Origin of the sequence: Fuerstiella marisgermanici, from assembly GCF_001983935.1 — a bacterium.
Taxonomy (GTDB): Bacteria; Planctomycetota; Planctomycetia; order Planctomycetales; family Planctomycetaceae; genus Fuerstiella; species Fuerstiella marisgermanici.
Map to the genome: position 1 here is coordinate 5,909,860 of NZ_CP017641.1, position 22,794 is coordinate 5,932,653.

General features: G+C 56.1%; 21 protein-coding genes. 12 read left to right on the forward strand and 9 right to left on the reverse strand.

Annotation, left to right across the window (positions count from 1 at the left end):
- Positions 1-22 precede the first annotated feature (22 nt).
- Positions 23-574: an RNA polymerase sigma factor gene (locus Fuma_RS22150; protein WP_077026043.1), complete on the reverse strand. Its 552-nt coding sequence runs from the start codon at positions 572-574 to the stop codon at positions 23-25.
- 142 nt (positions 575-716) lie between these two features.
- Between Fuma_RS22150 and Fuma_RS22155 the strand changes: the two genes are divergently transcribed.
- The 4 genes from Fuma_RS22155 to Fuma_RS22170 all read left to right on the forward strand — a co-directional run bounded on the left by Fuma_RS22155 (position 717) and on the right by Fuma_RS22170 (position 5,451).
- A complete protein-coding gene (locus Fuma_RS22155) occupies positions 717-1,577 on the forward strand; it encodes a DUF4349 domain-containing protein (protein ID WP_077026044.1) in 861 nt (286 codons plus the stop codon).
- A 115-nt stretch (positions 1,578-1,692) separates the two neighbouring features.
- Complete coding sequence (locus tag Fuma_RS22160) at positions 1,693-2,226, forward strand: dockerin type I repeat-containing protein (RefSeq protein ID WP_077026045.1); 534 nt, start codon at positions 1,693-1,695, stop codon at positions 2,224-2,226.
- 66 nt (positions 2,227-2,292) lie between these two features.
- Positions 2,293-2,856: a hypothetical protein gene (locus Fuma_RS22165; protein ID WP_077026046.1), complete on the forward strand. Its 564-nt coding sequence runs from the start codon at positions 2,293-2,295 to the stop codon at positions 2,854-2,856.
- 63 nt (positions 2,857-2,919) lie between these two features.
- Positions 2,920-5,451, forward strand: coding sequence for a VIT domain-containing protein (locus Fuma_RS22170; protein ID WP_077026047.1), 2,532 nt, complete (start codon positions 2,920-2,922; stop codon positions 5,449-5,451).
- Between the two features lie 2 nt (positions 5,452-5,453).
- Here the strand turns inward: Fuma_RS22170 and Fuma_RS22175 are convergent, their stop codons facing one another.
- Positions 5,454-6,773, reverse strand: a complete 1,320-nt coding sequence (locus Fuma_RS22175; protein ID WP_077026048.1) for an outer membrane protein assembly factor BamB family protein — start codon at positions 6,771-6,773, stop codon at positions 5,454-5,456.
- A 96-nt stretch (positions 6,774-6,869) separates the two neighbouring features.
- On the reverse strand, positions 6,870-7,799 hold the full coding sequence (locus tag Fuma_RS22180; RefSeq protein ID WP_077026049.1) for an FHA domain-containing protein: 930 nt from the start codon (positions 7,797-7,799) through the stop codon (positions 6,870-6,872).
- 366 nt (positions 7,800-8,165) lie between these two features.
- Here Fuma_RS22180 and Fuma_RS22185 point away from each other — a divergent pair, with 366 nt between their 5' ends.
- From Fuma_RS22185 to tsaB, 3 genes are all read left to right on the forward strand, one after another.
- Positions 8,166-8,912, forward strand: a complete 747-nt coding sequence (locus Fuma_RS22185) for a lipoyl(octanoyl) transferase LipB (protein WP_077026050.1) — start codon at positions 8,166-8,168, stop codon at positions 8,910-8,912.
- 49 nt (positions 8,913-8,961) lie between these two features.
- A complete protein-coding gene (lipA, locus tag Fuma_RS22190) occupies positions 8,962-9,918 on the forward strand; it encodes a lipoyl synthase (protein WP_083732236.1) in 957 nt (318 codons plus the stop codon).
- 123 nt (positions 9,919-10,041) lie between these two features.
- Positions 10,042-10,743 carry a tRNA (adenosine(37)-N6)-threonylcarbamoyltransferase complex dimerization subunit type 1 TsaB gene (gene tsaB / locus Fuma_RS22195; protein ID WP_077026051.1) on the forward strand — a complete coding sequence of 234 codons (702 nt, stop codon included), beginning with the start codon at positions 10,042-10,044 and terminating at the stop codon, positions 10,741-10,743.
- Between the two features lie 3 nt (positions 10,744-10,746).
- On the opposite strand, the gene Fuma_RS22200 is transcribed toward tsaB, so the two are convergent.
- A complete protein-coding gene (locus Fuma_RS22200; protein ID WP_077026052.1) occupies positions 10,747-11,709 on the reverse strand; it encodes an aldo/keto reductase in 963 nt (320 codons plus the stop codon).
- Between the two features lie 53 nt (positions 11,710-11,762).
- Between Fuma_RS22200 and Fuma_RS22205 the strand changes: the two genes are divergently transcribed.
- Together Fuma_RS22205 and Fuma_RS22210 are read left to right on the forward strand one after the other, a co-directional pair.
- A complete protein-coding gene (locus Fuma_RS22205; protein WP_083732237.1) occupies positions 11,763-12,839 on the forward strand; it encodes an isochorismatase family protein in 1,077 nt (358 codons plus the stop codon).
- Positions 12,836-13,843 carry a polysaccharide deacetylase family protein gene (locus Fuma_RS22210; protein ID WP_077026054.1) on the forward strand — a complete coding sequence of 336 codons (1,008 nt, stop codon included), beginning with the start codon at positions 12,836-12,838 and terminating at the stop codon, positions 13,841-13,843. Before Fuma_RS22205 ends, Fuma_RS22210 begins: the two co-directional genes overlap by 4 nt.
- Here Fuma_RS22210 and Fuma_RS22215 read toward each other — a convergent pair.
- The gene (locus Fuma_RS22215; RefSeq protein ID WP_077026055.1) at positions 13,837-14,631 is read right to left on the reverse strand and encodes an HpcH/HpaI aldolase family protein; all 795 of its coding nucleotides are present in this window, start codon (positions 14,629-14,631) and stop codon (positions 13,837-13,839) included. The genes Fuma_RS22210 and Fuma_RS22215 overlap by 7 nt on opposite strands.
- Before the next feature lie 200 nt (positions 14,632-14,831).
- Here Fuma_RS22215 and Fuma_RS22220 point away from each other — a divergent pair, with 200 nt between their 5' ends.
- A complete protein-coding gene (locus Fuma_RS22220) occupies positions 14,832-15,533 on the forward strand; it encodes an EF-hand domain-containing protein (protein WP_077026056.1) in 702 nt (233 codons plus the stop codon).
- Positions 15,534-15,575: 42 nt separating this feature from the next.
- Here Fuma_RS22220 and Fuma_RS22225 read toward each other — a convergent pair whose 3' ends face one another.
- Genes Fuma_RS22225 through Fuma_RS22240 form a run of 4 tightly spaced genes read right to left on the reverse strand, consistent with a single transcriptional unit; the run spans position 15,576 to position 20,344 of the window.
- Positions 15,576-16,484 (reverse strand): carbohydrate kinase family protein, encoded by a 909-nt coding sequence (locus Fuma_RS22225; protein WP_158521097.1) that lies wholly within the window; start codon positions 16,482-16,484, stop codon positions 15,576-15,578.
- Complete coding sequence (locus tag Fuma_RS22230; protein ID WP_218922245.1) at positions 16,481-17,815, reverse strand: ABC transporter permease subunit; 1,335 nt, start codon at positions 17,813-17,815, stop codon at positions 16,481-16,483. Before Fuma_RS22230 ends, Fuma_RS22225 begins: the two co-directional genes overlap by 4 nt.
- On the reverse strand, positions 17,812-19,305 hold the full coding sequence (locus tag Fuma_RS22235; protein WP_229360709.1) for a sugar ABC transporter ATP-binding protein: 1,494 nt from the start codon (positions 19,303-19,305) through the stop codon (positions 17,812-17,814). The genes Fuma_RS22230 and Fuma_RS22235 overlap by 4 nt, the downstream gene beginning before the upstream one ends.
- Positions 19,306-19,324: 19 nt before the next feature.
- Positions 19,325-20,344 carry a substrate-binding domain-containing protein gene (locus Fuma_RS22240; RefSeq protein WP_077026057.1) on the reverse strand — a complete coding sequence of 340 codons (1,020 nt, stop codon included), beginning with the start codon at positions 20,342-20,344 and terminating at the stop codon, positions 19,325-19,327.
- 258 nt (positions 20,345-20,602) lie between these two features.
- Here Fuma_RS22240 and Fuma_RS22245 point away from each other — a divergent pair, with 258 nt between their 5' ends.
- A complete protein-coding gene (locus tag Fuma_RS22245) occupies positions 20,603-22,084 on the forward strand; it encodes a DUF3375 domain-containing protein (RefSeq protein ID WP_077026058.1) in 1,482 nt (493 codons plus the stop codon).
- 28 nt (positions 22,085-22,112) lie between these two features.
- Complete coding sequence (locus tag Fuma_RS22250; RefSeq protein WP_077026059.1) at positions 22,113-22,751, forward strand: DUF4194 domain-containing protein; 639 nt, start codon at positions 22,113-22,115, stop codon at positions 22,749-22,751.
- The last annotated feature ends 43 nt before the right edge of the window (positions 22,752-22,794 follow it).

Genomic DNA, 22,794 nt, shown 5'->3' on the forward strand with positions numbered 1-22,794 from the left:
ACGTGTAAAGTGCGAACTGGCTTCAACCGGTCGCCAGCAAAGCCGCCATTGCTGGAGACGACTTCACGGCCTGCGTGGCGTGATGCAAGCGAGACTTGACGGTGCCCAGCGGCAGATCGAGGGCAGTCGCGATTTCGGGCTGGGTCATGTCGTCGACAAAACGCATCAGCAGAATCTCACGATGCGCTTCAGACAGCGAATTCAGCAGTTGTCCGAATTCATCACGAGCCAGCGAATCCTGCGAGGGCGACTCCGGAAATGCGTCGAAGTCTTCACCGCTGCTGGTCGCTCGTTGACGCTTTTGGCGAGCGGCAATCGACAAGTTGCGGACGGCCGGATACAGGAACGTGGTCATCTGAGCTGTCAGTTCGAAGCCCGGGAACTTCCGCACCAGGTACGCGAACGTTTCCTGAAGCACATCCAACGCGTCGTCGTGGTGATTGGTGAATCGAAAGGCCAATCCGACGACCCAGTCTTTGTAACGATGGTACAGAACGGCGAACGCGTGCTGGTCGCCGGCATTGATTGCCGCCACCAGTTGCTGATCAGTCTGATTGTTTGGCTCGCCCGTCATTCACGCGCCTTAAGTGTCGCCACCGGTCGGGCACGACAATTGTAGTTTGCGAAACTTTTCGTTTTGTTTGAACCGAGCGACGCCCCCGATCGCTTCACCGGTGGAACAACAATCCGACCACCGTTCAATACGGGAGCGCACCATGACGAGTAATCGTTCAATACTTCTGGGCACTTTTCTGTTTTCCGTGCTGATTGGCTGCAGTCAGAACGGCTCGGTCCCGCAGGCGATGTCGGGGTCGGGGTCGAGTGAAATGTTTGCACTGGCTGACGAATCCCAGAGAGAAGCGCCACAGGCTGAAGAAAAAGCGGCGGTTTCAGATCCGGTTGCTCGGATGATTATCCGAAATGGTGAACTGGCATGGAAGACGGCCGATCGCACCGCCACAGGCACGCGAATTCGAGCCGCCGCTCAGCGATCAGGCGGCTACTTGTCCGGCGAACATGAAACTCGTAGCGAACACAGAATTGACAACTATCTGACCGTGCGGGTGCCGGCAGATCGATTCGAACCACTACTGGCTGACGTCAGCGATGGCGTCGATCATTTTGACACGCGCCAGATTTCCGCAACCGATGTGACCGACCAGTTCGTCGATCTCGATGCGCGGCTGCGTGTAAAAAAAGACACAGAAACGCGTTACCGTGAATTGCTGAGTGAAGCTCGCAACGTGGACGAAGTGTTGAAAGTGGAACGAGAACTCAGCAAATTGCGCGGCGACATTGAGGCGATGGAAGGCAAGTGGAACCTGCTTAAGAATCAAGCAGCCATGAGCACGCTGACCATTCGCTATTACGAAATCACCAGCGTATCGAACCACTTTACCGATCGTTTTGCTGACAGTTTGCGGCTCGGCTGGTTAGGTATCGTGGAGTTCGTGATTGCGATCGCGGTCATGTGGCCCATGCTGGTGATCGGTTTATGTGTGGCTTTGGTTGTGCGGCGAATAATAAGCGCCTCAACCGCGCGGAGCGCTGTCCAAACCGAGTCAGGAGTTGCTTAAGTGACGTCGGTTGAGGGACGGCTGTTCCGTCCTGTGACGGATTTCTGGCGAATACACCACAAAGATTGAACCAATGGGTGAGGCTGCTCGCTGAAGTTATTGGAGGACCGAAACAATGTCGGACACAAACATGTCTCAAACGCCCGAAGATCAATTACCACAGGAAGTTGTGGCGGAACTGCGCAAGCGGCTGAAGTCGCCGGTGACAGTGCCGAGCAACATTGACGAAGCCATATTGGCGGACGCTCGTGCGGTGTTGATGTCGTCAAGCACACTGGATCGTCGTCGATTCGGTTGGCGCAGATGGACGCTGGGAATTGTGTCGGTCGGCAGCCTTGCGGCGGCCCTGGTGATCGCAATATTGCCTCAGAACCCAATGGGTGAAGGCCCGGCAATCGCGACGCGGGATGCAGCTAAATCTGTGTCAGATCAGGTAACGTCGTCGTCCGCGATTGAAAGGACCGGCCTGAAAGAAGACTTCGACCAGAACGGCAGCGTCAACATTCTGGATGCCCTGGCACTGGCTCGTCGGATCAGCGATGCCAATGATCACTCAGCGGATCAGTTGTCGGCCGGCGACCTAAACAGCGATGGAGTGGTAGATCGATCTGATGTCGATCTGATCGCGATGACGGCCGTGATGCTGTGATCGACGGAACTGTGACGATTCTCGCCACGAGCGGCAGAACTCAAAAAAAACGAAAGGCGACGAACGATGAACGTTGCAATCAATAATTCGGAATACTGTGGCCGCCGCTGGCAGCTACCGCTGGCATGGCTGGTGTTGATCGTCTTCGATCTTTGCCTGGTCGCGCTGGTGTGTGCCCAAGACGGCAAGAGATCAGCAGAGCCAAACGAGACTTCGGTGCCTGTTGAAATCGTACAGATCGAAGGCGTGAACGAAGCCAAACCGGACGGCGTTCGCTTTGAAGCGATCGATGTGTTCGTCGACAGCGGCGAAGAACGACTGGCGGCCTATCAGTTCGAGCTGGCCAGCAAAACGGATGGTGTCCAGATCGTTGGTATCGAAGGCGGCGAACACGCGGCCTTCAAAGAGCCCCCTTATTACGATCCGAAAGCCATGAACAACAATCGCGTGATTATTGCAGCGTTCAACGCCGGAGAAAATCTGCCGGCGGGTCGCAGCCGAGTCGCTCGGATTCATGTGCAGTTGCGTGGCCCAGGCGTTAAGGAATACGAAACGAAACTTAGCGTCTCAGCCACATCGGACGGAGAACAGATTCCGGCGAAAGTGGCTATTGCAAAAGCGAAGGCATAAGCGGGTCGCTCATTGCCCCAAATAATGCAGATAAACAACTCACCTTTTCGAAAGGTCGACAGAATGTACCGCACAGTGATAAATGTTCGATGGGCTGCCGCAGCATTGACAATTTCAGGCCTACTGCTGGCTGTCGGCTGCAGTGAAACGCAGGACCAGACAACCGGCGACGTTGGAGCGACTCAGCATGCCAACGACAACGAAAGGTTAGCCCAGGAAAGCTACCCAGAGCTTGCCGGTGGGACTAGCGTCGTATTTACAGACGATAGTGCTGAGGCAGCGAAAGAAGCGCCGCCGATCAACTCACAACACTCGCCGTTCTCCGTTACAGAGGATGCGCCCGCCGAGGCCGCTGAATCGATCATGCCGGAAGCGGAAGGTCTGGGCGTGGGTGGAGGCGGGTTCGGCAGAGGAATGTCGGCACCCAAAACAGAGCCACAGGCACCAACTCCGGGAGCAGCCGACGAGTACAAGCTGAAACTCGCCGACTCAGAACCGGCCAGCCCAACACTCAGGTCACGCGCGGCCACGCCAAAGTCAGAAGACGGGTTAAACGCCGCTGACGGTGAACGTGGTGGCGTCACTTCAAAAGGCGGCCGAGGCATTATTAGTCGTGGAAAAAAACTTTACTTCGAAAGTAGGCTGAGCGAAAGCAAAGAGCGAGTCCTCAACTTAAGCCTGCAACCCGGCGAAGAACTCTGGGTCATTGCTAAAGCCACAGCTGCTCGGACTGCGACTCCGGATTCGGAAACGCCTGGTTGCGGAGCGTTGATGGCCACTCTGCCGAACGAACCGAAGGAGGTGCCCGTGCCGTTGAAGCACACAGCGGTCGAAGGCAGCATTGACGGCTATATCGCAACGGTCAACGTCACTCAGCAGTTCCACAACCCGTACGATTCCAAAATCGAAGCCGTCTACGTCTTCCCGCTGCCAAACAATGCAGCCGTTAACGAATTCGTCATGACCGTCGGCGACCGCAAGATCCGCGGGATCATTCGCGAACGAGAACAGGCTGAGAAGATCTACGCGGCCGCAAAATCGCAGGGACACGTCGCGTCACTGATGACTCAGGAACGCCCGAACATCTTCACTCAGAAAGTCGCCAACATCGAACCGGGCAAACAAATCGACATCAACATACGCTACTTCAACACGCTGCAATACGACGATGGTGCCTACGAATTCGTGTTTCCAATGGTCGTTGGACCTCGCTTTAACCCGCCCGCTACGACCGATGGCGTGGGCGCTGTGGCCCGAAATACTCATGGCAGCAGCGGCCAGAAAACGGAAGTCCAATATCTGGCTCCCAACGAACGCAGCGGCCACGACATTTCTCTTTCGCTGAATATCAGCGCGGGGGTCGACATCGAGGGCGTTCAGTGCGTAAACCATCAGATCGACGTGAAAGACATTTGTGAATCGCAGCGTAAGGTGGTGCTGGCAAATCGCGACTCGCTGCCAAACAAAGACTTCGTGCTGCGTTACAAAGTGGCGGGAGATCAAATCAAAACAGCGATGCTGACTCACGAAGACGACCACGGCAAGTACTTCACCATGATGCTGTACCCGCCGAAGGATCTTTCTCACGTGCAGCGCAGCCCAATGGAGATGGTCTTCGTGCTGGACTGCTCGGGCAGCATGCGTGGCAAACCAATGGCTCAGGCAAAGGCCGCGATTAGTCATGCGTTGAAGTCACTGACACCTCGCGACACATTTCAGATCATTCAGTTTTCCAATAACGCCTCACAGCTTGGTGCCGAACCGGTTTTGGCGACACGGGAAAACATCGAGGCCGGCCTGAAGTACCTGTCCACGTTAAGCGGCAATGGGGGAACACACATGATCGAAGGCATCAAAGCCGCACTCGATTTCCCTCACGACGAAGGTCGCTTTCGCCTCGTATCGTTCATGACTGACGGTTACATCGGCAACGAACAGCAGATTTTGGGGACGCTGCACGACAAGCTGGGTGCCTCGCGAATCTTCAGCTTCGGCGTCGGTCAGTCACCGAATCGTTTTCTCATGAATCGAATGGCGGGCCTGGGGCGCGGGGCCGTCGCTTACTTGAGTCTTAACGACGACGCAGTGGCGATCATGGACCGATTTAACCAGCGGATCAGCCACCCGGCGATGACGGATCTGGCGATTGACTGGGGCAAAATGGAAGTGACCGACGTCTACCCGCAGCGTCTGCCGGACCTGATCGTCGGTCGCCCGGTTGTGCTCACGGGTCGATTTGAAGGCAATCCGGACACGGTCCGCATGAACGGCCGAGTCGACATGGAACCGGCGTCGTTTGCTGTTGCTCTGAACGAGGATGACGCTCAGGCCGAACACAAAGGCATCGCGGCCGTGTGGGCTCGACTAAAGATTAAAGACCTGATGAATCACCAGATTGTCGCGCCGGAATTGGCGGGCGAAATTCGCGAAACCGTGACCAAAACCGCGCTGGCGTACAACCTGATGAGTTCCTTCACCGCGTTTGTGGCTGTGGATTCAATGACCAAGACAGAAGGCGACTTTGGAACGACCGTTGCCGTTCCCGTGCCGGTTCCGGAAGGAGTGAAGTACGAAACAACAGTCGGCGGCAATTGAACCTACGGTGTGCCGATGCAGTATAGGTATTCCTGCCGATCGGGACCGTTGCCCGTCGCGACTCTCGCGAAAATGCGATCTCCACACGCAACCAATGACGCAAACGCTTCTGTGCCAAGTTGGTTCTTCGCGACTTGCTTGTATGCGTCAGCGCTGGCTTCGAAGACCCATGTTGTGCCGGCTTCGTTGGTGGCGTAGATCAGGTCACCCACCAGCAACGGCGACGCGCTGAAGGCTCCTTGTAATCGCTGTTTCCACTTCACCTTGCCGGTCTTTGCATCACGGCACAGCGCGATGCCGTCATCGTTGACAGCGAATAGATGGTCGTTGGCAATCAGCATTGATTGCTCATAACACTTGACCTTGTCATCCCACACCTTGCGGCCGGTTGTCGCATCGACGCAAACCGTTTGTCGCGACGGATAACCACCGCTGGCGTACACAAGGTTATCGTGCCAGACTGCAGTGCCACAGGTCGCTTCAGCTGTGCCAGCGCAACTCCACAATTCCTTACCGGTCAATGGAGCGTAGCTGGCAACCCGGTCGTCGCCGCTGATCAACAGCTGCGGCTCGTCGGCAATGTTTGCCAGCACCACTGGCGAATAGGTGTTTACGTTGTTGCGAGCCTTCCGCCAGACAACATCGCCAGTGTCTCGATGCACGGCCGCGATGAATCCACCGCCTTGATTATCGGCGGCGTAAATGGCGAGTGATTCGAACAGACAGGGCGAAGGAGCGTAGCCGAACCTTGACCCAAAGTAGCCCAGGTTCTGTTGCCAGCGAATGGTGCCGTCAAGCGTCAGACTGGTGGCGGTGATGTGTTCTGAATTCAAAAAGCCAACGTAGATGGATTGACCGTCGCACGCCACAGTGCAGTTGGCATGAGTACTCTTCGGATGCATTTGCCCGCGACCGGGCAGGCCACCGGTATGGATTATCGTTTTCCAAAGTTCCGTGCCGCGTTCGCGGTCGAAGCAGACCACGAATTGCGTCGCAGCCTCTTCATCGGCGGAACATAGGAAGATTTGATTTCCAACAATCGTGGGCGAACCGTGTCCCCGACCAGGCACCTGCGTTTTCCAGTCAACGTTTTCGGAATCACTCCAGCTTGTGGGAACGCTGGTCACTGACGCAACGTTCTGACCACTCGGTCCTCGCCACCACGGCCAGTCGTCATCGCTGATTTCGATCGGAGTCGCTTCGGCAATTTGGTCCGGATCAACTGTCACTTCCTGGACTGGTTTGGCCGCCGGCCCGCAGCCGGAAACGATCAGAAAGGTGCCCGAGAAAACAAAGCAGGCGCGGCGAAAAACGCTGTCCATAGCGAAGGTCTCATCGAAAAAGCAAAGCAGCAAAACGACGCGGTCAGGTGATCGCTGACAGGAAGGTCAATCACTTGGGCTAATCCAGCACCTGGGCTAATCCAGCCCGTTGAGGAAATCTCGCAGATCGTCCTCCAGATTTTCGTCGGATGACGATTGCCTGTCGGCCGCCGGCAGTTCCGGCGAAACGTCGTCCTCGTCAACCAGCAGCTCATCGTCGGCGACGTGTAGAAAATCCTGGTTCATGCCGGCAGCGTCATCACCTTCGATGTTGACGGTCTCGTCTTCGGCATCGACTTCCTGGACTTCATCGGCTGACAGCAGTTCAAAGCCATCATCCGCTAACTCAGCATCTACACGACCACCGATACCGCCGTTCGCAGAACTGGCGATCGTGTCCGGTTCGCGACTCGTGTGTTTTGGTTCAACGGGCGGCACGTCCCGATCATCAATTATCGAGACAACGGAATCACTTCCATCGTCGAACTGGTTGTCGCCGTCGGCTGAATCTGTAGCGAGATAGTCTGTCGTTGGATCGTCCTCATCCGCCGCATGGCCACCGGACTCGATGGCAAAGTTCATCGAGCTCGGATCATTTGCCCCGGTACCACCCGCCGCAGCCGCTGCCACTTCGTTGTCTGGCGGGGTACCACCGTCAGTCTGCGCGGATTCGGATTCGATCCGAGCATCGTTGACGCCAACTTCGAGGACCTCCGGAGCCAATACTTCGGAAAGCACCCGAATGGTGAACTGAACCGGCCCTATCGCGAGGCTTGCGCCGTCTTCCAGCGTATAACGTTTGCTGGATGTAAGACGCTGGCCGTTCAGATATGTGCCGTTGCTGCTTTCCAAATCTGTGACTGTGGCTGAGTCTTCGCTAATTCTTAGAAAGCAGTGCCGACGGCTGACCTGCGGGGCAGAAAGGCGCAAATTGCAGTCAGCACCTCGGCCAATCACAATGTCATGACGCACAGTCACCTTCTTGATGTTGGATGGCTGATCCTGCAACTCCAACACAACTTTCATAGGTGACTTCCTCAAGACAGAAGGGACAGCTTTCGAACGGCCTTAGGCCATTCACTGTGCCGTGATGTGGGAGCGAGACGGGTGAGCCAGGGTGCGATCACACAGGGACAACCTTGCATGGTGGTCGTTTCGTGATCTAACCGACACCAACAAATTGCCAAAACGGGCACAGACCTGCAACCCGGATGTTGGAAAAACGGGGCTTTTTGGGGGATTCCGCAACTTATAGACGTCACTGGACGCACAGTTTGCCACCCGCTGCCGTAGAGTTTGCCCGCAGCGACGCTGGCGGAGTCCTGCTGCTACAATGCGGAAACCGGACGCGCCATTCGTGCGGCTGCTGATTACGCGAAGCAAGAAACCAGTATGACGGTCGATTGGGAATCATTCACTGACAAGACGATTGAAGTTGCAGAAGTACGACTTCTGGGGCTCGTCGATGCGCCGTCTGTATTCGCCCTGCAGAAACTGATGGCTCATGAAGTGAGGCAGCAGGCTCAGGTGAGTGCTTCGATTCTGATCTGCGAACACCCACCAACGCTGACCGTGGGAACAGAAGGTAACCTGCTGGACCTGCCCGCCGATCCACGGGAACTGGAATCGCGGTCGCTTCAGGTTCACCGCGTTGGACGCGATGGCGGAACGTACCTGCATGTGCCGGGTCAGCTGGCGGCTTACGTCGTCGTGTCGCTCGACGAGTGCGTTTTCGGTGAAAATGAGTTTCGCTGGCGGCTTCAGGATGCCGTCATCCAAACCTGCAAGGATTCCCAAGTGATCGCTCATCGTCGTGAAGGCGACAGCGGCGCGGTCTGGGGCCGACATGGTTTGGTCAGTGAGATCGGCATTTCGATGGACCGCGGCGTGACTGGCTTCGGCGTTTATTTGAATGTGAGCTGCCCGCTGGAAGATCTGCGCCAGTTTGGCCGCGGACTGAAGGGAGACAGGATATCATCCTTGAGTGCCGAACGCGTGCGACCGTCGATTATGCCTCAGGTCCGCTCTTCCCTGATTCAACACCTGTGTGAACAGGTCGGCTATCCCGAGTACCATATTCACACAGGCCATCCTTTCCTAAAACGCGTCCAGCGAGCGGGCGGCATGCCAGCCGAATAGATTTCTGCGACAACTTCCTCAACAACGTCACTCAATAATCATTGCACCAATGACCAGTTTACCCATCATTGAAGCTCCTTCTGAGCCACCGAAACGACGACTTCCCAAGTGGTTAAAGCGACCGCTGCCGCAGCCCGGCATGGCGTACACGGACGACGTGATCTCCGACCTGCGCCTCGAAACCGTATGCGAAAGCGCGAAGTGTCCGAATCGTTCGGAATGCTGGAGTCAGCAGACGGCGACGTTCATGATTGGCGGCAACGTCTGCACGCGACCGTGCGGTTTCTGTTCGGTGCCGAAGGGCAAGACAACGGCCCTGGAAATCGACGAACCCGAACGAGTCGCCGAAGCGGCCGAACGTCTGGGTTTGAAGTACGTCGTGATCACATCCGTCACGCGAGACGACCTGCCCGATGGTGGTGCCGAACACTGGTACGACACCGTCCTCGCAGTGCGCAACCGCACCGGCGCGGATGTGGAAGTGCTGACGCCGGACTTCATGGGCAATCGAGCGGCCATCAGCCGCGTCATCGAAGCTCGCCCCGACGTCTTCAACCACAACACAGAAACCGTACCTCGGCTGTATCACAAGGTGCGAAGAAACGCCGAATACCAGCGGACTCTTGATCTTCTAAAGCAGGTCAAGGACGAAGCGCCCGACATGCCCACCAAAAGCGGCTTGATGCTGGGGTTGGGGGAAACTCGCGAAGAATTAATGGACGTCTGTGCCGACCTGCGAGCCGTCGGTTGCGACATGATCACGCTGGGTCAGTACCTGCAGCCATCGCCCGATCACCTGCCCGTTGATCGCTATGTGCCGCCTGAAGAATTCGACGAAATCGGAGAACTCTGTCGCAAACTCGGGTTCCGCATGGTCGCCAGCGGGCCTTTCGTCCGCAGCAGTTACCATGCTGGCGAAATGACGGACCACATGGATTCCGGAACTCAGCCCGTGATGATGAATGAGGGCATGGCCCTCAACCCGGTGCCAGGGAAAGTCTTTTGACGAATAACGTCGCGCCGCCCACACACTCCCGCTGGTCACTTTCCTGACACCTGGCGGGGCGAGGCGGCATTCGCCCTGCCGCAATCACGCTGCTTAACATCGACGCCGAAACAGCAAACTAAGATGAGAATCCTGGCAGTTGATACGTCCGGCTTCGAAGGCTCCGTCGCGCTGTCTGACGACCGCACCGTGGTCGCTGAACGTCAGCTCAGCGCAGAAGGTCGTCGGCATGCTCAGACACTGGTCTCTGAAGTCGACGCCTTGCTGAAGGAACAGTCGTTGCGGCCATCTGACATCGATGCGGTCGCCGTCAGCATCGGCCCCGGCAGCTTCACCGGCTTGCGAGTCGGCGTGGTGTTCGCAAAGACGTTTGCCTGGGCCAACGGTGCACAGCTTGTCGCAGTCGACACGCTGCAGGCGGTTGCTCAACAGATCGGCGAGGAACATGAAACCGTCACCGTCATCAGCGACGCTCAACGCCGTGAAGTTTTCCTCAACGAATATCAGTGGGATGCAGCCACCAACGCACGCACACCTGTTGGTGAAATCCGTATCTGCACAGTCGATTCATTGCTGTCCGCAGTGGAAGACCACGAACCCAGCGCAACCGAACTTTTCTCCGGCCCCGGTCTCACGAAGTTTGGCGAGGAGCTTGCCGGTCGATATTCACTGGCCGAAGAGTCGCTTTGGATCCCACGAGCCGCTTCGGTAGCCCAAATCGGCAGCCTCATGCTGAACGACAACAAGATCGCCGACGCGTACACGCTGGAACCCTTGTACATCCGCCGCAGCTACGCCGAAGAAAAAGCTGCAAAAACGTCGTAGCTGTCACACGGCTGCTCGCGACACTGCCGGACCACGGCGCTGCAATGCGTCGTCAATTCGCTGCTTCGTTGTGGTATTCAGTTCCAACGACATTGCCTCTGCCGTTTCGCGGATCTGCCAGTCTCGCTTTGCTCCGCACAATGCTGACGTGATTCCCGGACGACTGATCGTCCATGCCACGACCAGTTGAGCGACCGTACAGTCGACGTCTTCGGCGATCAGACGCAGGTCATCAAGAAAGTCTTGATTCTTCTGCCACTCTTCGCCCTGAAACATCGGGTACTTGGCTCGGCCGTCTTTCGGATCAAACTTGTGATCGCGAGGCAGTTTCCCCGCCAGCAGCCCCTTCATTAGCGGCCAATAGATGCACAGTGAGACCTGGTTTTCGCCGCACCACGGAGCGATATCCAGTTCGATTTCCTGCTGCAGCATGTTGAAGTGCGGCTGCACTGCCGTTAGCGGACAGACGTCATGAAACTCTTTTAACTGAGCGACATTCAGATTCGATGCGCCAGCCGTCAGTACTTTGCCCTGCTGAATCAAATCCGCGATCGCGGCAGCGGTCTCCGCAATCGGAGTGTTGGGATCGGGAGCGTGCAGGTAGTACAGCTCAACGCGATCAGTGCCGAGTCGTGCCAGCGATTCGTCACATTCTCGCCGAATGGTCTCCGGCCTAGCGTCGTAATCCTGCCCTCTTCCGACGCGGTGAATGCCTCCTTTCGTAGCGATGACCACATCATCCCGACGGTCGCGAATGACCTCACCGATCATCGATTCACTTTCGCCATCGATACCGTAAGCGTACGCTGTATCGAAGAAATTGATGCCGCAGTCGATCGCAGCTTCAAGAGTTCTCAGGCTCTCGGCCTTTGTCGCATTCAGTGTCGTGATGCCTGCGATCGGCCAACAGCCCATCGCAACAGTCGACACCTGAATGTCCGATCGTCCAAGTTGACGGCGCTTCATGTTCAACGATTCCTGTTGTCGTAGTCTTCACTCACAGCTTCCGGAGGTTCGAAATGCGGTGCCTTGTCTTTGCAGTCGGCTTAATGATGTGCAGCATACTGCTGAGTCCGGCCCGCGCGCAGTCGTCTGCCAACAACAGAACGTACCAAAACAAGCTGACTCGCATTCCCGATCCGAAACCCATTCTCGCAGATCACCCCGAGTTCTTCGAACCCATTCTGGAGCAGGCTCATTTCGAAGCACCGGCGCTGGTGGTGGATGAGAACGCCACGCTTGATGTACGAGCCTGGCGATTCTCGTACAACGCGCGCGGAATCATTGAAATGCCGAACGCTTTGAATGGAGCTCACACGGCCGTCATCATGGTTCATCCGTGGGGTATCGATGACGGCCAGGGCTGGAACACACCGGAACCAGCCGGCGTCGCGGACTTCTGTACAAAGGAAAAGAATACTGTCGCGGGTCGACACACTCGCACAATCGTTCGACCGTTCATCAACTCGCTACGGGACGACGTCGCATTCGTGATGTACAGCCTGCCGGGTAGCAAGGATGTCATTCGAAAAAAGCTGTACCGTTCGTTCACACACAAGCCAACAAAAGCAGAACGGCAGCGGGGCCAGACGGAACTGCAAGACAAGCTGCACAACTTCGACTACAAAGGCGAGGCACTCCCGGCCCAGCTGACTTTGTCCAGGGACAAACCTGTCATCGACTACTTCCGGCAGTTTCCGGGCCTGGACGCTGGACCAAAATTCAACAACGAAGGTTTTTGGAACCAGCCCATCCCGGTTTCCTCAGATGTTGACGTGCATCCGGATGATGTTGTTATCTATGACGCGGAAGTCTACGCGCCTTTGAAGACGTTTCTTCAAGAGAACGGTGTCCGCCATGTTCTGCTGACTGGCTACGCCACGGATATGTGTTTCTGTCGCACCACGGCTGGCTACGAAAACCTGTCGAAAGACTTCAACGTTTTCCTGGTTGGCGACGCATCTCTTGCCACATTTCCTTCCAATAACACTCCGCGGTTCGCAGTGAATGCCGCCATTTCCTACGCCGCGTTAAATCAATTGGTGACTCAGGTATCGTGGATTAAAGCCACGGCAGCAAAGGCAGATTCGGAATGAGTATCTCAACACCGATCAACCGGCGGCAGTCCTTGAGCCTGCTGGCCGGCGCCGCTTCTGCAATGTTGCCACGCAGAATCTGCGCGGCAGGTACTGATTCGGAACAGGCCCAGATCGCGATCACGCTTGATTTGGAAATGAGTCGCAATTTCCCGCGCTGGGAAGATACCAAGTGGGATTACGAAAAAGGGAATCTGGACGACGCAACAAAGGCTTACACCGTCGAAGCGTGTCGGCGGGTTAAGCAGAATGGCGGTGTGATTCACTGCTTCTGCGTCGGTCAGGTGCTTGAGCACGAAGATGTAACGTGGCTGTCAAATATCGCGAAGGACGGTCACCCGATCGGCAATCACACCTATGACCATGTCAACATCCTCGCAGAAAAATCAGGCGCCATTCAGTTCAAGTTCAAGAGAGCCCCGTGGCTCATCAGCGGGAAGAAGCCCGGTGATGTCATTCGAGAAAACATTCAGCTAACAACGAAGGCTCTAAAGCAACGGATCGGCGTCGACAACCGAGGCTTCCGCACGCCGGGCGGCTTCCACAATGGTCTTGCTGAACGTGAAGACTTGCAGAAAATGTTACTGGAATGCGGCTTCAGGTGGTGCAGCGCAAAGTATCCTCAACACGCCAACACAAAGCCCGGTCAACAACCGACTGAAGACGTGTACCGCAGGATCGTGGAAGCTCACGCGAGTGCTCAACCGTTCGTTTATCCATCGGGGTTGATCGAAGTCCCCATGAGTCCAATCAGCGACATCGGTGCGTTTCGTAGCGGCCGTTGGAAACTGGACTGGTTTCTGGAATCCATCCGCCGCGTGTTTGCGTGGACCGTCGAACACAAGGCTGTGTTCGATTTTCTGGCTCACCCGTCCTGCCTTGTGGCCATCGATCCAAAGTTTCGCGCAATCGATCTGCTATGTGAACTGGTCGCGGAATCCAAAGGTCGAGCCCGAATTGCAGACCTTGACATGATCGCGGCGACAGTCGCCAAATTTCAATAACGTGCAAGATCGCTGGTCTTTGCCAAGCCAAGAGCTTCGACGTGTTCCTGAGCCTTGGTGACCATCATCTTGAGCTCACTTTGCAACGCCAGAAACTGCCAACCTTCGGCGATGCGTTGTTCGACCTCCGCGACTGACTGCGTGTGCAGGCCAACCGGAGTTCCCGTCTTCTTACCAGCGGCCAGAATTCGTTGCAGCATCGCTTCGAATTCTTCCGGTGAAGGATCACTGCCGTCTTCCGGTTTCATCTGCCAGAACAAATCGTTTGGACCAACAAAGATCGCGTCGACGCCGGGCAGGCTGTAGATTTCTTCTGCGTTGCCGACACCTTCCGGCGATTCCGTTTGCAGAATCACCAGCACGTTGTCGTTGGCCCGCTGATAGTATTCTCCCGCTGTGGTGTCGAAGTTAAGAGCCGGAATGCTGCCGCCAATTGAGCGGTTTCCGGTGGGCGGATACTTCGCCGCGGCGATTGCCGTCTTCGCTTCTTCAACCGTATTCACCATCGGCACGACAATGCCCATGGCACCGCCGTCGAGGACTCGTTTGATCAAATCGTGATCGCCACGCGGCACACGAGCCAGCGGGACGCAGCCGGAATCGGCGATTGTTGCGAACATCAACGACGCTGTTTGCCAGTCGATCGGGGAATGTTCCAGATCCACAGTCAGCCACGGATATCCGACTCGCGCCATCAGCCGAGCGGTAAAAACATCACCAAAAGACAGCCATGTGCCAACCTGCGGCTCGCCGGCAGCCAATGCGGCTTTGACAGGATTCGTTTTCATTTTAGTACTCACGGTTGATTCCAAATTAGCGTCGACGTGGTCACGTTTGGCCAGACACGTCGGTCAGCGGCAAGTTTCGCGACCGGACCGCGCGAACGCAAGTGGCAAAATTTGGCGGCGTTTTCCGTGTTTCCACGACACCAGCCAACCCGAATGGTGTTAAATCGGGTGTACCACAGTCTTCGCACGGAATTTCCGCTATGAATGTCGCCGTTCTTTTTACCGCACTCTTGCTTCCAACCGCCGCCACAGACGCAACGGACAGCTTGTTCGCGGCGCTGGATACGAATGGCGACGGCAAGGTGGCCGCGTCAGAGATCTCCGAAACACAGCGGCCCTGGTTCCAGCGGGCATTGCGAGTCGCCGATCGCAACGATGATGGCGTGCTTTCGTCGCCAGAACTGTCGATTGCGGTTTCCGACCCCAAGCCTGTTGATATCGCTGAATCAAACCGCCGTCCCGGTCGCCGCGCAAATTTCGATATCACGCGATTCGACCGCAACAACGACGGAAACCTTTCGAAGGACGAAGTGCCGGGGCCACTGCGTGAAAGATTTGAACAAGCCTTCGACCGCTACGGCAAAGATACAATTCCAATCGAGGAACTTAAGAAATTTTCAGCACGCCGCATGCCCGCCGCTGCGTCACCAAACAAGAAAGCCGACTCAAAGACAGAGAAGCTTTCGCCTCGCCCGAATTCAACAATGCGACGGCCCAGCGGCGACAACGCGGCCGCATTCTTTGAACGCATGGATCGGAACAACGATGGCAAGCTGACTGCCACAGAAATGCCCGAGCGTATGCGTGACAACGCCAGGCGAATGAATCGCAACGGCGATAAGGCGATTAGCAAGGCTGAGTTCATTCGCGCGGTGGAAATGCGTGAAAAAAGAGAACGATAGCGGCTCAGACTTGCAGCCAGTGACTGCACGGCCGGTGGTTTCTTACACGAATTTCAGGCGATCTGGAAACTCAGGAGTCGCTCCGTCCTGAGAGCACACAAAGGCAGCCACTTCGCAGGCTCGCTCAATCACGTGCTGCGGATCACAGCCACTCAGCAACCCAACGGCCAACGTGGCGGTGAACGAATCGCCCGCACCAACCGTGTCCCTGACGGTCGTTTCAACGCCGTCAGCCTTGAACAACGTTCCGTCGTGCCACAGCGCCGCGCCGCTGGCTCCCAGCGTGAGTGCAATCGTATTTAGCTTCCAGCGGTCTGCGATTTTAGGAAGCAGTTCGTAGTCACTGCCGGATGCATCGCTGAGTTTCGCGACCAGCGGTAGTTCCTCGTCGTTTAGCTTTAAAGCGGTGCAGATTCTGAGCGACTGCTGGATGACGTCGTCATCGTAAAATGGCGGTCGCAGGTTGATGTCGAAGATCTTTAACGCAGAATCCGGAGTGCTCTGAACAAACCGCTGAATCGTTTCGCGCGAAGTCTGATTGCGTTGTCCCAGAGTCCCGAAGCACAAGGCCTGCGTTCTCGCAGCCAGTTCTTCCAGACCGTCATTCCAGGACAGAAAATCCCACGCTGTGTTTTCAGCAAACTGATAGCTGGCATGCCCCGTTTCGTTTAGAGACACATGAACGGTACCGGTGGGTTCCGAACGGACCGCGACAGCCGACGTGCCGACTCCTCGCCGCTTTAATTCCTGCAGCGCATTCTGACCGAGTTCGTCATCACCCACCGCGCTTGCCATGGCGACGTCAAATTTGTTTGACAGCGCCGCTGTCGAGCAGGCAAAGTTGGCCGGAGCTCCACCAAAGCGAGGTCCATCGGGAAAGATGTCCCAAAGTAATTCGCCCAGGCCCACGACGCTCACACTTCCATCGACATTCATCTTCGCTTCCGTCACGACGCTGTTCCTCCCCGTTTCCATGTATCTACCAGTACGGCAATCAACACAACAGCCCCCAGCACGATCTGTTGTTCGTAGGATCCGACGTTCATCAAATTCATTCCGTTTTTGATGACGGCGATGATGAATGCTCCGATCAGAGTGCCAAAGATTTTTCCCTCACCACCCATCAACGATGTTCCGCCGACTACGACGGCCGCGATGACTTCCAGTTCGTACATTAAGCCCAATTTAGGATCACCTGTTCCCAGCTTCGACGACTGCACAATGCCGCCAAGCCCGGCCAATGCTCCGCAAAGCGTATACACGACCAGCGTCACAGGTTTGACGGCGACGCCTGACAACCGAGCCGCTTCTGCATTGCCGCCGACCGCATACACGTAGCGACCAAAAACGGTCATCGACATCATCATATGAGCGACGCCGTACAGAACCAGCATCAAAATCACCGGGTGAGGTATGCCGAAAGTCGTGCCGCCACCGATCCATCGGAAAGAATCCGGCACGGCAGAAATCGATTCGCCAGCTGATAACCTCAACGCCAGCCCCTTGGCCATCATCATCATGGCCAGCGTCGCAATGAACGGAGGGATCCGGAACCGCGTGATCATCGTTCCGTTAAACAGTCCCGCCAAAGCGCAAACGCCCGTCCCAATCAGGCAACCGACCAGCATCATACCCACGCCGGCATCTCGACCACCGCCGAAGTCACGAATGCTGATGGCGGCCGCCACCGATGCCAGAGCAACCAGCGATCCGACGCTTAGATCGATTCCTGCGGTGATAATCACCATCGTCATGCCGATCGCAATAATCGCATAGATCGCCGTCTGATTGGCCACGCTAAGCAGATTGTCCAGTCTGGCAAACGTTGGCCACGTGTACGGAACGGGGCTCACGATATTGTCCGCGTTGATGCTTTCGAATCGATCATAGATCGTCCATTCGGCCGTATCACCAGTCGCCGCGATTGCGTCGATTTCATGACCGTCAGCCAACGCGGCTTCGATCGCTTGCCGAGCATCTCGCGGTTTACCAGAGATACGGACGACAACAGTGGCGCCACCTTCATCCAACGCCTTCGTCGCCCCTTCCACGAAAGCGGTGTCCACCGATGTGGATTCAGCGATGATCGCGACACTGACGTCTGCACCTTGCTTTGCCAGAATTTCATTCGCAACGATCCGCCCCGCTTCTGCGCCGGTTGGGTTCTGTTCCTGAAGCGTCAGAGCACTCAGTACAACGACCAGCAGCAACAGTACAAATACCATTCCGTAATCGTTGGCGACGGTCTTCCAGAGTTGCGAATTATGTTTTGAGGAAGTCAATTGATCGCCAACTCCATAATTTGTTCCTGAGTTACCTGGGTGACGTCGGTCACTTCGCCGGTCAAGCGGCCTTCGTGCATCACCAGAATTCGGTCGCTCATACCAATCACTTCGGGCAGTTCCGAGCTGATCATGATGATCGCTTTTCCAGCTGACGCCAGACGATTCATCAACTGATAAATTTCATGCTTGGCGCCAACGTCGATGCCTCGGGTCGGTTCGTCGAAAATCAGAATCTCTGCGTTCTGCTGAAGCCATTTGGCCAGCACAACCTTCTGTTGGTTACCGCCCGACAGATTCTTAGCGAGCTGTTCGTCGTGTGAGATTCGGATGCTGAGTGAATCGACGTAACCTGTCAATGCGTCGCGTTCGTTCCGGCGCGACACCATGCCGAATTGCGAGAACTCGGACAGGTTCGGCAGCCCGAAGTTTTCGCGCACGCTAAGTCCCAGCACAAGCCCCTGCGATTTTCGATCTTCCGTCAGCAGGCAAATCCCAGCCTTGATCGCATCGCGTGGAGAACCGATGCGCAGCGGCTTTCCGTCGAGCGTCAGTTCGCCCGCTTCGGCTTTGTCGGCTCCAAAGATCAACCGCACCAGTTCTGTGCGGCCCGCTCCCACGAGCCCCGTCAGCCCCAGCACTTCGCCGCGGCGCACCCCAAAGCTAATATCGCGGACGGCGGTGCCTCGAGACAGATGGCTGACTTCCAGTCTCACATCGCCGATCGTCGCCGGTCGCTTGGGGAACTCGTTTTCGATCGACCGTCCGACCATCATTTCGATCATCTGTTGGCGAGTCATCTCTGCTGACGGCGCGTGACCGACATACTGGCCGTCTCGCAACACCGTGATTGAGTCGGCGATGTCAAAGATTTCGTCCAGCCGATGACTGATGTAGATGATGCCGATGCCCTGAGCCTTCAGGTCGCGGATGATGGCGAACAGCTTCTGCACTTCCTGAGGCAGCAGTGCGGCCGACGGTTCGTCCATCACCAGAATCCGTGCGTTCTGCGACAGAGCCTTCGCAATTTCGACGAGTTGCTGTTGAGCGACCGACAACTGGCGAGCGGGCACGTCCAGCGGAATGTCCACACCCAGCCGCTGGAACAACTCGGCCGCTCGGCGACGTTCGTCAGTCTTCGCAACAAAGAAGCCGGAACGTTCGCGGCCCAGAAAAATGTTCTCCCACGCATTCAAAGCGGGAATCAGGTTGAACTCCTGATAGATGACGCCAATTCCGGCCTGCATGGCGGCCGCCGGATCCGACAGGCTAACCGGCGTGCCTTCAATTGAAATTTCACCTGCGTCCGGCTGATGAGCACCGCCCAGCATCTTGATCAGAGTGCTCTTGCCCGCACCGTTTTCGCCCATCAGAGCCAGCACTTCACCACGCTGCAGCGTGAGGTCCACACCGGAAAGCGCGCGGACACCCGGGAACGATTTTTCAATCGCCGTCATTTGCAGCAGAGGAGTTGTGTGGGTTTCGGGCACGGTGAATTCCATCCGGTTGTCACTTCAGTTCCGGATCCTTCTCCGCGTCCTCTTTGTAGTACAGCTTCGACGGAATCAGCACTTCTTCCGGAACGTCATCGCCGGCGAAATACTTCAGAATCATTTCGATCGTGGTCCGGCCCATTTTGTCAGGAAACTGAATCGGGTCGCACAGAATCTTACCTTCCAGAATCGCTTCCTTCCCCGCTTTCGCTCCGTCAAAACCGATGATCGTGACCTGGTCCTGCTTGCCCGCTTCTTCAAGAGCCGTGCGAGCTCCCAGCGCGGATGGATCGTTGATGGCAAAGATTGCAGACAGATCGGGGTGCGCGACGATTGCATCCTTTGCCACAGAATAGCCCACATCGCGAGCCCCCTTGCCATTCAGCGTGGCGACGACTTCGATCTTGGCTGCTCCGTCTTTGGCGTTGTGAGCACCCAGCACTTCATGAAAACCTTTCGTGCGAAGTTGGCAGGATTCCACGTCCGGGTAATCCACGATCAGCACCTTACCACCAGCTTCGCCCAGCAGCTTAACCATGGCTTCGCCCGCCAGTTTTCCACCCTGATGATTGTCAGTCGCCACATGGCATTCGACGTCGCCGTCATTCCCATCAAACTTGATGTCGTTTGTGAACACAGGAATGCCTGCGGCGTTGGCTTTCTTAATCGCCTGACCGATCGACTTCGAATCGCAGGGGTTCAGCACGATGGCCGACACGCCCTTCACGATGAAGTCATCGATCTGGTCCGACTGTTTTTTCACGTCCTGATCGCCGGACACGACGACGACCTCGTAACCATGCTTCGCCGCTTCTTCAGTCATGCTATCGGCGATGACCTTAAAAAACGGATTGCTCAGAGTCAGTGCGCTAAAGCCAATGGTGCCTTTGGATTCCTCGGACCCAGCCCCCGCTGCAGAACCATTATCGCCGCCTGAAGCACTCGAAGAATCGTTATTGGCGTCGCCGCAGCCGACCACAACGATGGCACCCACCAGCAACAAACCGAATAAATATCGGTGAACTTTAATCATCATATTTCCTTGGCCTCAGTTCAGAATGTGCATATCCAATCGATGTCCGTCAACATTTTCAAAATGTCATCGCATCAAAGTGGCGCTACGCGGACAGCGGCGCAATTTCCACCATTTTTCCGTCGAGTCCTGCAAAAACCAACCCAAGCGGCGCGGCAAAGCGTTCCGATTGCGAAACCTGTACTGTCCGGCCCGCCGAAGTCTCCGCAAACCCATCATTTCGCGCGTGAGACCGGGTAAAACGCTGCGTATAGTGCCTGCATGGACGTGTCTACGCTATTGCTGCACTTCGATTCCTCACCGGCCATCCGCCTGCTGAAGGCTGGCAATGCGCCGTACGTGATCGCGTTTCTGCACCAACAATTCAAGCAGTCCGGTACCATTACGATTCCTCAGTCTGAACTGCTGCCCGCATTGGGCTCTTTTCAGGAAGAGCTACAGATATCGTGGCCGGATGCGCTGCGCGACAAGGCCGAAACTTACCTGACCGATTGGTGTTCGCGCGACAAGCTGTGGCTGCATCGCTTTCTGGAAGCGGGCCGAGACGAGCCGATCTACCAGCTGACACCGCACAGCGAAGAGGTCATCGAATTCGTCCATCAGTCGCTGCACAAGGATATCGGTTTCGTCGGTACAGGATCGCGTCTACGGCTGGTGATTGAAACGTTGCAGCAGCTTGTAGTTGGAGCGTCCGACGATCCGACCGTGCATCTGGAAGAACTTCGCAAACAGCAGACAGCCATCGAAGAACAGATTGCAAGAATCGAAAGTGGCGAAGCTGTACCAGCCTTCCATCCGACTCGCATCCGCGAACAGTTCAACCTGGCCGTCACCATGTTGCAGGAACTGGAGCGCGACTTCCGAGCCGTCGAAGAACGCTTCAAAGAGATCACACAGGACGTCCAGCAAAAACAGATTAAGGGTATGGACACTCGTGGCGGAATCCTGGGCGCTGCAATGGACGCCGAAGACGCCTTACGAACCGACGATCAGGGAGTCAGCTTTTATGAATTCTTCCGCCTGATCCAATCCACCGAACAACAGCGACAACTACGATCTGTGATCCAGCAACTGAACGACATTCAGGAACTGGCCGACCAAAAAGATGGCTTGCAGGCCGTGCGCCGCATGATGCCGCTGCTGCTAAGCGAAGCTGCCAAGGTGACTCAAACAGAACGCCGCCTGTCGTCGACGTTGCGGCGTTTGCTGGATGCACAAGCGCATCAGGAGCGATTACGAGTCGCCGAATTGCTGCGCGAAATCCGAGGTCTGGCGGCCGCGATGTCCAGCGATCCGCCGCGCGACGAAGTGGCGATTGAAGTCGACGACATCGTGGAACTGTCGTCGCCCGTCAGCCGTCAGTTTTGGATCGAGCCGTCAGAATTTGAACAGATCGACCTGACCGAAAGCACGAAGGATTCAGAGCAGCGCGACCAAATGTTTCGTGAATTTGCGAACCTGCACCGCCTTGATTTTCGAGCCATGAAGTCTCGTATTCAAGCCGCCGCCGCAAAACGCGGCACGATCACGCTCAGCGAATTGCTGCACGCATCGCCGCCTCAATCCGGCGTCATGGACGTACTCGGATATCTGCAAATCGCCAGCGACGATGACCACATTATCGACCACGACCTCCCCGAAGATCTTTCCATTCCCAGCGCTATGAATCACGACCGCACAATTGTGGTGACAGTTCCCCGAGTCACATTCGTGGCGAAGGAAGTCACGCGATCCGAAATGTGAATCGCAGAATTTTCAATCGAAATTACTGATGGATACGCCCACCGAAAACATCCCTGAATACCGCGAATGGAGCGACGCTGCCGTGCGTCTGCTGCAGGGCGTTGTCTATCTGGAAGACGGCAAACCGTGGGACTTGCTGCTCCGCAATGTCACACCGCTGGAAAACTACTTCAGCCTGATCGGGCTGCAGTTGATTATTGACGAATCCGAAGGTTTCGCTTTCCTGCGGCAACGTTCCAGCGAAGAATTGCCCGAGGGCTACGACGCTCTTCCGAAACTCTTCCGCCGCAGTCGCCTAAGTTACGACGCCACACTGCTGACAATTTTGCTGCGCGAAGAACTACGGCGTTTTGAAGAGGAAGAAGTTCACGACCAGAGGTGCGTCGTCTCTGGTGACGAACTCTTTGAACAGTGGAAAGCATTCTATCCACGCGACCACGACGAAGTGAAGTTACGCAAAGCACTCAGCGCAGCAATTCGTACTCTGAACGGCTTGAAATTCGTCCGCCGATTCGGGCAAGGCACGGACGACTGGGAAATTCGGCGCATCCTGAAAGCCAAACTAATCGCGGCCGACCTGGAAGCCGTGAAGAACCAGTTTGAAGCCGCGTTCAAACGCCGGAGTGGCAACAGCGGGAAAGCGGAAGAAGGAGAACGGGGCGACTGACGCCTTCGAAATCCACAACACTTTGAAGACTGAAAAACGAACA